This window comes from Sphingopyxis panaciterrulae, from assembly GCF_014199295.1.
Taxonomy (GTDB): domain Bacteria; phylum Pseudomonadota; class Alphaproteobacteria; order Sphingomonadales; family Sphingomonadaceae; genus Sphingopyxis; species Sphingopyxis panaciterrulae.
In genome coordinates this window covers 158,673-168,909 of record NZ_JACIJH010000009.1, presented here as the reverse complement: position 1 = coordinate 168,909, position 10,237 = coordinate 158,673, and the positions used below count along the sequence as shown (strand labels likewise).

General features: G+C 59.7%; 9 protein-coding genes and 2 pseudogenes. 9 read left to right on the top strand and 2 right to left on the bottom strand.

Going from position 1 to position 10,237, the window contains the following annotated elements; translation table 11 throughout:
- Window positions 1-375: 375 nt before the first annotated feature.
- Window positions 376-627 carry a hypothetical protein gene (locus FHR21_RS14065; protein WP_246427228.1) on the top strand — a complete coding sequence of 84 codons (252 nt, stop codon included), beginning with the start codon at window positions 376-378 and terminating at the stop codon, window positions 625-627.
- Window positions 628-1,105: 478 nt separating this feature from the next.
- On the opposite strand, the gene FHR21_RS14060 is transcribed toward FHR21_RS14065, so the two are convergent.
- Complete coding sequence (locus FHR21_RS14060; protein WP_184099355.1) at window positions 1,106-1,477, bottom strand: helix-turn-helix domain-containing protein; 372 nt, start codon at window positions 1,475-1,477, stop codon at window positions 1,106-1,108.
- 370 nt (window positions 1,478-1,847) lie between these two features.
- On the opposite strand from FHR21_RS14060, the gene FHR21_RS14055 reads away from it, so the two are divergent.
- The 8 genes and pseudogenes from FHR21_RS14055 to FHR21_RS14025 form a co-directional block, all read left to right on the top strand.
- A complete protein-coding gene (locus FHR21_RS14055) occupies window positions 1,848-2,669 on the top strand; it encodes a DsbC family protein (protein WP_184099353.1) in 822 nt (273 codons plus the stop codon).
- Between the two features lie 187 nt (window positions 2,670-2,856).
- The gene (locus FHR21_RS14050) at window positions 2,857-3,171 is read left to right on the top strand and encodes a hypothetical protein (RefSeq protein ID WP_184099351.1); all 315 of its coding nucleotides are present in this window, start codon (window positions 2,857-2,859) and stop codon (window positions 3,169-3,171) included.
- Between the two features lie 144 nt (window positions 3,172-3,315).
- The gene (locus FHR21_RS14045; RefSeq protein WP_184099349.1) at window positions 3,316-3,582 is read left to right on the top strand and encodes a type IV conjugative transfer system protein TraL; all 267 of its coding nucleotides are present in this window, start codon (window positions 3,316-3,318) and stop codon (window positions 3,580-3,582) included.
- Window positions 3,583-3,591: 9 nt separating this feature from the next.
- Window positions 3,592-4,233 carry a TraE/TraK family type IV conjugative transfer system protein gene (locus FHR21_RS14040; RefSeq protein ID WP_184099347.1) on the top strand — a complete coding sequence of 214 codons (642 nt, stop codon included), beginning with the start codon at window positions 3,592-3,594 and terminating at the stop codon, window positions 4,231-4,233.
- Entirely contained in the window at window positions 4,217-4,981 is a 765-nt protein-coding gene (locus FHR21_RS14035; protein WP_221235181.1) for a type-F conjugative transfer system secretin TraK, read from the top strand. Before FHR21_RS14040 ends, FHR21_RS14035 begins: the two co-directional genes overlap by 17 nt.
- Window positions 4,978-6,285: a TraB/VirB10 family protein gene (locus FHR21_RS14030; protein ID WP_184099343.1), complete on the top strand. Its 1,308-nt coding sequence runs from the start codon at window positions 4,978-4,980 to the stop codon at window positions 6,283-6,285. The genes FHR21_RS14035 and FHR21_RS14030 overlap by 4 nt, the downstream gene beginning before the upstream one ends.
- A gap of 66 nt (window positions 6,286-6,351) precedes the next feature.
- Window positions 6,352-6,609: pseudogene (locus tag FHR21_RS21315) on the top strand (helix-turn-helix domain-containing protein); the annotation flags it as partial.
- Between the two features lie 64 nt (window positions 6,610-6,673).
- Window positions 6,674-7,465: pseudogene (locus FHR21_RS14025) on the top strand (transposase); the annotation flags it as partial.
- Window positions 7,466-7,675: 210 nt separating this feature from the next.
- On the opposite strand, the gene FHR21_RS14020 reads toward FHR21_RS14025, so the two are convergent.
- On the bottom strand, window positions 7,676-10,102 hold the full coding sequence (locus FHR21_RS14020; RefSeq protein ID WP_184099341.1) for a TonB-dependent receptor: 2,427 nt from the start codon (window positions 10,100-10,102) through the stop codon (window positions 7,676-7,678).
- Window positions 10,103-10,237 lie beyond the last annotated feature (135 nt).

Genomic DNA, 10,237 nt, shown 5'->3' with positions numbered 1-10,237 from the left:
CTTCCTGTCGCTCCATCCATGCCGACCTCCAAACAGCCAGCAGCTTGAATCACAATCCTACGCCAATGGGAATCCTGAATGTAAACGAAACCTAGAGCCAGCGACCGAAGCGGCCCGCAAATCTCAACTCGGCTGCGGCACAACATCGGTAAGCGACTTGTCTACGGCGAGAGACGTGGAAGAAGCATGGGCGTGACCTTGCCTATACCTCCCACATAATGCCCTAGCCCCCTGGGTTGGGGGCGTTGCTGAGTCTGGTTGCTGAGAATTTGCAGGCACCCTGTTCCGCCCTACCGGCAGGACTTTTCATATGCGGTTGCAATGCGCCCCGGTCTTTGTCACAAAGAGTCGTTATTCATGGAATAGCTATTAGTAATGAAGGGGATTATCATGAATTCACTCAAGAAGGCTGCGGCAGCGCTTGCAGCAACTTCGATGGTGGCTACGCCGGTTGCGGCCTCGGCTGCGACCGCGTTCGACGGGGCGCGTTCGGCCTCGGCTGTTTCGAAGAAGAATGGCCTCGAAGGCGGTTCGAGCTGGATCATCGCCGTCCTCGCCGTTGCGGCAGTGATCGGCGGCATCATCCTGATCTCCGATAACGACAAGGACGAGCCCGTCAGCCCGTAACACAGGCTTTCAGTCTCCATTCCATAGAGCCTCCGGTCCTCTGGATGGGGGGCTTTTTCATGCGCGGACCGTCGAGGCACCTCGCGCGTTCTTTTTACGCGCGCCTCCATCCCGTTGCGCGAGCGCGCATATCCACTGCTGCGCGCGCCGAATAGCTGGTGCTTATCCAGAGAGGGAGCGCCCCGCTCAACCTCCCTCCTGTCCGGCTAACCATGAAACAATGGCAGGGGCAGCAGGATTCGAATCCATCGAACAACTAGCTGATATTGCTAGAAAGCAAGTAGAAAAATTTGCCTCCTACCAACAAATACACTAACTTTTTACCGGGCTTCAGAGGCACATTTTGGCCCCTAATAGAGCATTATCGGTCAATTGTGCATCACTTGGGACGAGGTGAGGCTTTGTGGAACATTAACCATTCACATCGTCAATTGGCCGTTTTTGGCATGCAGTGCGACAGGCCATCCATGGAACATAGTCAGCCTATTTCGAGGGCAGCCACCCGCCTATTGATCAGAGCCAGAGAGCGCCGTTCAATATCAGTAAGATCGGCAATGGCGACGTTGATCGGACAGACGCGGCCATAGGACCAATAAAGCAACGGCAGAAAGATATATGTCGGAGCCATTTTCAGTGCGCTCGCGCAACGAAGATGATCGTCGAGCTTAACGACAGGATTACCCGCCTCGATTTCACGGAGCCAGCGGATGCTGATGCCCACTCTTTTTGCAAATTGACGCTGGGTCATACGCCGACGTCGTCGCTCGTCCTCGATTCGACGTCCTGAAATTTCCTTCAGGCGATCGATGACTCCATCGTCAGGACTTTCTCTGATCTTGGAAACCGACATCACCCCTCATCCAACCGCGTTCGTAGGAGACATGCGCGCTCGAAGGGTGAAAGCTCCTGCGCCTCGCGGCAACGTCAGATGCGATCAACTTGATCGGATTATTCAGGCTCTCCAAAACGGATGATGGTTCCATTTATTCGGCGCAGAGCGGGTGCGTTGGAAATTCAAGCCCTCCAGCGCCTGCGGAGTTGAAGACCGTGTGCACGACACTGCCTAGACGAGGCACGTCCATGCCCCTTGCCTTGTTCCGATGCAATTCGGCGTTCATCCACCCGACATCGAGACCAACCCAGCGTCGAGTCATTGGGGCAGGTTAGCCGATAGCATGAACGGATAATTTAACGGGGCGCTGCCGCGCCGAGGAGGACTCATGCCATCCGATTGCGCCAACGCTCTCTCTTTGCCTGGTCGCTGGGCAGGAATTCGGCACCGGCACGCTAAATTGTTGCTTGCTGCGGTTGCCCTGTCATTACCGTCGCTGAGCCACGCACAGGACGCAGCCGAAACGGCCGTACTAGCGAAGGCTGCGGCTAGTGCGGAACGCGATCTGCGGCAGAGCTTCACCAATCTCCAGTTCGAGGATTTCGGGCCGGCCCCGGTCAAGGGGCCGCTCTACCAGGCGAGCGCTGGAGGTCGCATCATCTACTATGCGCCCGAGAGCGAGCATCTGCTGTTCGCATCGGTGTTCGACAAGAATGGCGTGAACCTCACCGCGCTTGCCCAGGAAGCCGGCACGGCGGAACGACTGAAGGGAATCGATTCATCGCAGGCCCTCGTGATCGGCCCCGAGGGCGCGCCGACGGTGATCGAGTTCACCGATCCCGACTGCCCCTATTGCCGGGCGCTCGATCGCTATTGGGCGGCCAAGACTGCGGAAGGCAAGCCGGTTCGCCGCCTCGTCTATTTCGTGAGCGGCATCCACCCGGAAGCGGCTGCCAAGGCCGAGCATATTCTTTGCTCGACCGACAAGGAGGCGGCCTTCAAGGCCATTTATGCGGGCGCCGCGCCTGCGGTCCTCCGGACTTGCCCGGCAGGCAAGTCGACGGTGGAGACGCACGCGAAGCTCGTCAGTTCCGTCGGCATCACGGGCACACCGACGCTGATTATCGACGGCAAGCTGGTCTCAGGCTTTCAGCAAGCTGAGATCGAAGCGTTCCTGTCATCGGCGAAGATCGCTGATGCGCGGCGCTGACCCCCTCCCCTTCGTGGCGGACGCCGCGGCGTCGCGGGCGTCCAGCCTGCCGATGGCCGCGGCGAACCGGAATGCCGGCGGCGGCGCCCTATTCGGGCCGTCCAGCATCGCCGTCGGCCGACAGCGATATCCATCGATGCCGGCAGGCACATCCCCGGACGGCCCGACTTTCAGGAAAGCAGGCAATATGGTCAAATATTTCGGCAAACGCGCTCTCACCGTCGCGGACATCGGCATTCCGATGCTCCTCTTGTCGCTCGTCGCGGCGAGCGCGCACGCCTTCACTGCGCCGGTGGCTGGCGATCTCGGTTACGACATCTACGACATCGTCGTGAACCAGGGGGTCAAAGGCCCACTCGGCTTCGTCGGCGGCGTCGCGGCCTTCCTGTTCGGCGTGTCGCGGCTGTTCTCGAACATCATGATCGGCATCCCGACGATCGTCGCCGCCGTCTGCCTGATCAAGGCCGACAGCATCCTCCAGACCTTCGGGATGTTGATCTGAACGAGCTGGTTCGCGCACGGGCCGCCGGGTTCCATGGCCCGTGCGCGGGCCTTCATGCCGGGGCGCAAGCCAGCGCCCGGCACCATCGACCCAGGGTGTTTCTCCCTTTGAGCCCGGGGTCATGAAGCAGGAGGAGAAGAGTCGATGGACGAACGCCTGCCGCAATATCTGCACAAACCCGTTCAGATCCTCTGGTTCGGATCGGATGAGTTCGTGCTGGTGGTCACGATCCTCTTCGTCGCCGTCATCGTCGGCGGATTGGTCGGGTGGGCGTTCATCGCGGCTCTTCTCCTCTTTCTGCCGTGGAAGCGCGCGCAACCGCGCGGTTTCCTCTCCCATCTGGCGTGGCGCTGGGGAATGCTGCGCTTTCGCCATTATCCGGGTCCGACCCAGACCCGCTTCTACGAGTGAGGGCGACCCATGTTTTCCCGCATCGGAAAATCCCGCCGCGAGCCGGTCGATCCGCTCGCCGGCAAGCCCGCGAGCTTCGGCATCCATCGCTATCTCCAGGGTTCATCGAACCTGTTCGAGGAGAACCGGCTGCTGAAGTTCGCGATCGTTGGACTGTTCGGCATCACGGCTGTCCTCGGCGCCGTCATCTATAGCGCCGACCGGAACGAGCGCACGGTCGTCGTGCCGTTCGGATCGGGCGGCGATCTCTATGTCACGGGCGCCAAGCCGTCGGCCGCCTATCTTCGGACCATCACGCGCAACATCGTCGCGCTCGCCGGAACCTATTCCGCTTACTCTGCCGACCGGCAGTTCGCGGAGCTGCTCTCGATCGTCCATCCGTCCGCCTACAACAGCATGCGCGACAGCCTGAACAGCATATTGGACGAACTCGCGAACAACCCGACGCTGTCGATCGCCACCTACATCCGTCCTGACCAGCCCGTGGAATGGAGCGATCGCGACATCCTCGTACCCGTGGAGAAGGTGCGCGTCATCGGCGGCGTCATCCGCAAGTTCCGCGGTAACTTGCGCATTCGCTACGCGGTAGAGAACGGCCGCTTCTGGCTCGTCGCACTCAATGAGGAGAGCTTCAATGCCGAGACTCGCTAAAGGCGCCGCCCTGTTGCTTGGCACCGCCTTCCTTCTCCCAGATCCGGCTTGGGCCCAATCGATCACCGCGTTGCCCGAACAGGTCAGCACGATCCGTCTCTCCAACCGCGACGTCAATCATGTCGTCTGCGTCGGCGGCGAGATCGAAGATGTGAAATTCTCGGCCGAAAAGGCGATCGCGGTCGAGCGCGCCGGTGCCGACGCCTGGATCAAGTTCCTCGTCAAGGAAGTCGAGGACATGGGAATGGTCACGCGCAGCTATGTGACGACGCCCTCGGAATTTTTCATCTCGTGCAACGGTGCCATCTATCCGCTTTATGCCGAGCCCGCCGATATTCCGGCGCAGACCATCACGCTCTCGCCGGGCCGCCCGCAACGTGCGCAAGCCAATGAGGAACTGCTCGGACCGCTCGTCGAAGAAGAGCGCGCGATCTCGATTACGCTCGCGATGCTGCGCGACCGGGTGCCCGCGAGTTTTGCGGACGTTGCGCCGCGCGCGGGAGCGATCACGATTGCGGCTCTTCCCGCGGTCAAGCTGATCGAACGCCGGCGCCTCGCCATCGAAGGCGCCGGGCTGTCGGTATCCGAATATCGGCTCGGCAGCGATAGCGATGTGATCCTGGAGGAACGGCAGTTTCTCGATCGGGCGCTTGGCGCCGACATCTTCGCGGTCACGCTCGATCGGCTCAAGGTCAAATCGGGCGAGACCGCCCGGCTGATCGTCATCCGGCGGAGAGATGGTGAATGACCGACCCCACCGACCAAATCCCGCTCGACCTTGCCGAGGAGGGCAAACCGCTTCCGCTCGAGAGCGCGGGACGCGGCCCCGCGCTATTGGCGCTCAAAGCGCGGTGGGCGATGCTCAGCTCGAAACAGCAGCTGCGCGCCAAGCAGTTCGGCGTCGCCGCCGTGGTCGCGATGCTCGGCACCGGGCTCTATACCGCGAGCACCGGCGGCAAGGATGGGCCAACGGAAGCCCCGCCCGCGACCAAGCTCGACATGGGCGCCGGCCTGCGCGGCGATAGCCTCGAAACCAAGCTGCGCGGCGATCTGCAAAAGGTGCTCGAGGGGCAGTCGCTGCTCGGCGAGCGCATCACGGCGATCGAGGAAGGCAAGGTCGTGCCGGGCAGCGGCAGCGCCGCACTGCCCGACGTCGATCCCGGCCTGCCCCCTGCCCTGCCGAGCGACATTCCGGACTATCCGCCCGCGCCCGGCGGAGCCGGCAGCGCGATGGGTGAAATCCCTGCTCCTCCCTCACCCCCGTCCGCGCCGCTGGCCCCACCCGCGCCGCCGGTTGAAAAGACAGTCGGCGCGATCGGTGCGGCGACCTCAGCAACCATCGGCGCGGATGCAGACGGCAAGGGCGCGGTGACTGGCTCTAAAAAAAAGACCCGGACGATCTATTTGCCGCCTGGTTTCATGAAGGCACGGCTGCTGACCGGGATCGACGCGCTCGCGAGCCGAGACGCGACCTCGAACCCTGAGCCGCTGATCGCTCGCGTTCAGGCACCCGCCGTGCTGCCGAACGATGTGAAAGCCAATCTCTCCGGCTGCTTCGTCATCGGCAATGCGACGGGAAGCCTCGCCAAGGAGCGCGTCGAGGTGCAACTCGTCTCGCTCTCCTGCGTCGATTTCGACGAACGCTCGGTGGTCGACCAGCCGATCAAGGGCTTTTTCGTCGACACCGACGGCAAGAAGGGGCTGTCGGGGAAGGTCGTGACCCGTGCCGGTGCCAGCCTCGCTCGAGCCTTCATAGCCGGCACGATCAGCGGCATCAGCCAGACGGTCGAAAATACGATCGGTGACGTCTCGACATCCGCACTCGGCTCGGTGCGGACGCTCGATGCAGGTGACGCGGCCAAGGCCGGGATCGCGGGCGGCCTGTCGAAGTCGTCCGACAAGCTGACGGATTTCTATCTCGACCTTGCGCGCCAGGCCGGACCGATCGTCGAGGTCGGTGCGGCAAAGGATGTCGTCGTCGTCATCCAGGAAGGCGTCACCCTCGAGATCAAGCCGACGGCCGGAAGTAATACCAACGCGCGGTGGCTCTGACGCACGCGAGGGATTTCCAAGAGGTTAAAAATCTGCTTCGACGATGCAGACACAGGGAGGCATGCGATGCCGTCGGCGATTGGAGTTCGAAGGGATTACACAGCGGCAGACTTGCGCATTTTGGCGCGTCGAAGTGACAGCGCGGATCAGGTTCGGCGATTATTGGCGGCAGCCCCGATCCTGGATGGCGGGAGCCGGAGCGAGGCGGCGAAGATTGCCGGGGTTACGCTGCAGATTGTGCGCGAGTGGGTCCTACGGTTCAACGAGGGCGGCCCTGCTGGTCTTGCGACGCGCAAGGCGCCCGGGCGAGCCTCGATCCTGAATGATGAGAAGCGCGCTCGGCTTGCGGAAATTGTCGAGGCCGGGCCGGTCCCGGCGGCGCATGGGGTTGCCCGATGCGACGACGGTCTGGTTGTTCCGCGAGCGCCTGGTCAAAGCCAAGGCGATCGACAGGCTCTTCGCGCGTTTCGATGCCGCACTGACCGAACGCGGCTATCTCGCCATGGGCGGGCAGATCATCGATGCCAGCGTCGTACCGGCCCCGAAACAGCGCAACACCCAAGAGGAAAAAGCCGCGATCAAGGAAGGCCGCACGCCTGCGGACTGGAAGCCGGCCAAAGCCCGGCAGAAGGATCGCGATGCGCGCTGGTCGATCAAATACAGCAAGGTCAAGGTCAAGGAAGGTGGCAATCCCAAGGCGGCCCCAAAGTCCCGGGGGCCGGTCGATCTTGCCATTCCCATGTTCGGCTACAAGAACCATGTCGGCATCGACCGGGCGCACGGGCTGATCCGCACCTGGGATGCTAGCGCCGCCAATGCCCATGACGGAGCTCGGTTGCCGGTTCCGATCAGCAGGGACAACACCGCTGCGGGCGTCTGGGCCGATACCGCCTGCCGCTCGAAGAAGAACGAGGCCTTCCTCGCCAAGGGCATGTTCACCAGCCACATCCACCAGAAGAAACCACCGCGCCGGCCGATGCCCGAGCGCATCGCCAGGGCCAACGCGAAGCGCTCGAAAGTCCGTGCCCATGTCGAGCACGTGTTCGCCGGGCAGAAGCATCGCATGGGGCTGGTGGTGCGCACCATCGGCATCGCCCGTGCCCGCCTCAAGATCGGCATGGCCAACCTGGCCTATAACTTCCAGCGGCTTGCCTGGCTCCAGGGGCGAACTGCGCCTGCCCGACGCAGAAACGCTGCCTTCAAGGGCCAGAAGGTCAGAAAATTGGACGAAGATCAGCCAATAATAGCCGGCACGTCACACCCCAACCGCCTCCATCACAGGCTCACATCAAAATCCGTCGGTTCTTCGAGGTGTCCAACTTCGCAACCGGAACCGAAGAATCCGCTCCGACGCCAGTTCAGAGCGGATCCTTCATTTATTGACATGGATTCAGAAGTTCTTTCGCACTTGGATACCAAATACACGCGGGTCTCCTGGAAATGCATAATTGAATCCCAAGCCTTCAGAGTTCGAAGCCGCTTGGATGTAGCGCTTGTCAGTCAAGTTCTTACCGAAGATCGAGATCTCCAAATCCTGACTGTGGATCCTCCAACTTATACGAGCATCAAGCAACCCAAACGCCCCTTGCGTCACACTTGGAAGGTTTTTTGCCTCGGCACGATAGACCACGTCGTCAATCCAATTGAAATTAGTGGAGAATCGAAGCTCGCCATCCGACAGCGGTACCGTTTGCGTCGCGCCAATGTTGAATGTAACTTCAGGTGCTGGAAACGGCGCTCCTGATAGATCGATGAGATCACCGGCCGCATTCGGCACGATGTATTCGTCGTATTCTGCGCTAAGATAGGACACACCTAAGTTAATCATCGTGGCATCGGTGGGAGCGAAGACAACTTCCAGTTCGCCGCCCCACAGTGTCGCTGCGGCAGCATTGCGGATCAATGTCACCGAATTGCCATCGATATAATCGCGAATCTGTTGCTGAATATTGGTGTAATCTTGATAAAATGCGGCCCCGTTTACCCGTAATGTGCGGCCCAGTAGGTCGGATTTGAACCCAACCTCGTAGGCGATGACCTTTTCGGGCTGGAAAGGATTTGACGCTTGTTCTAACTGATCCGGCGTCAGCGGCCGACTGAATGCCTGCGCGGTATAACCACCAGCGCGGTATCCTTTGTTAACGGAGCCGTAGACAAGTAGATCGGGCGCAGGTTTCCAGTCCACGCTCGCCAGCCAAGTGAACTGGTCGAATTTTGAGTGTGTCTCATAATTGCAGTGCGGATAAACCGGCCCACCGAATTCTGGAGCTAGCTGATTACAGCGTGCAGCAGAGGCCGGTACGGCTGGAGGAATTGCAAAGCTCGGTTCTATCCGGCTATGCGAGGTGATGCCGCGATAGTCCTCAGTATACCGCAGGCCGCCCGTCATGCGCAACGAATCGGTTAGATGCAAGACAGCCTGGCCATAAACGGCGGCACTTTTGTTCAGACTATCTGTATCGGTGACGCTCGAGCGACTGGCGCTTACGTAGGAATTAGTGTTATTGTCCGAAAGCTCATTTCCGCTCTCTCGGTTATAATATGCGCCGAACTGCCAGTCGAGACCAGTTCCGTCGATCGAGGATACCTGCAACTCTTGACTGAAATTCTGCACATCAGTCCCAAGATGAACCTGCAGCAGGCTGAACGGCGTTCCATCCAGATCCTGGATATATTCCCGATTCAGATGGCGATAGGCAGTGATTGATTTGATCGTAATGTCGCCAACGTCGACCGCAATCTCACCTGACACACCCCAATGATCCACATCGTCGAAAATTCCGCGCGGATCAGTCGCAAATCCACTCTGGAATTTTGAGCCGTTAGAATAGCCATCGTAATAGCCACGCCAGACATCATAGGCACGCCGTCGATCCACCTCCGACGTCGGATCCAGCCCAAGTTCGGCAGCAATCGAACCCAACGTGCCAGTGCCTGAATTCGTATTCTGCAGCATCGAATCGTCAGTCAAAATCACATTGGTTCCGGTATTGCGCTGCCGAGTATAATCGCCCGACAAAAAGATGCGGACATTTTCGGCAGGGTCCGCACGCAGGAGTAATCGGCCAGTGACGACGTGATCATCACCGATATCCTGCCCGTCCAACTTACTCCCGTAGCCGTCCCGAGAAATCACTTGACCTACAGCCCGAATGGCCAGTCGATCTTCCACGATGGGAAGATTAATGACACCCAGAGCCTGCATGTTATTGTAGCTACCATAGAGCAGATCGGCGTAACCTTCTGCCTGGTATTTCGGATGCTGCGTCGTGATGTTAATTGCACCACCGGTGGTGTTCTTTCCGAACAATGTCCCCTGAGGCCCCTTCAAAACCTCTACTTGTGCAAGATCTACGAAAGAAGATCTCAAACCATACGTACGAGTATAATTGATACCATCAATATAGACTCCCACTGACGGGTCAGTTGTCAAGCGGCTATCAGCCTCACTCTGTCCACGTATAGTGATTTTTACACGGCCCGCGCTGTTTTGCGAACTCATATAAAGGCCCGGGGTAACCTTTTGGATTTCCGCCACGTCACGCATACTAAATTTCTGCAAATCTTCTCCACTTACCGTAGTAATGGAAATGGGCACATCCTGCGACCGCTCCTCCGACCGACGTGCCGTGACCACGATGTCCTGCAGGCCGCCTCTTTGAACGCCCGCTTGCTGAAGAGATGAAGCGCCCCCCTGCGCGACGACGTCGGGATCACTCTCCCCGGATTGCTGCGCAAGTGCCGACGATGCTGTTGATGCAAGGCAATATGCAACGCCGAGCAGAAGAGTGCCCCGCACAGAGATCGATCGCTTCATGGTTGTCTCCCTAATCTTTTGTTTACGTGGCTGTTTACGACTCACGCAGGGTGAGGCTGCAACGCCGTGACCAAGTGATCATTCATTAGGGGCGCGCGGAGAGGAACGATAAGTCCGAAAAGTGCCGTTCTATGA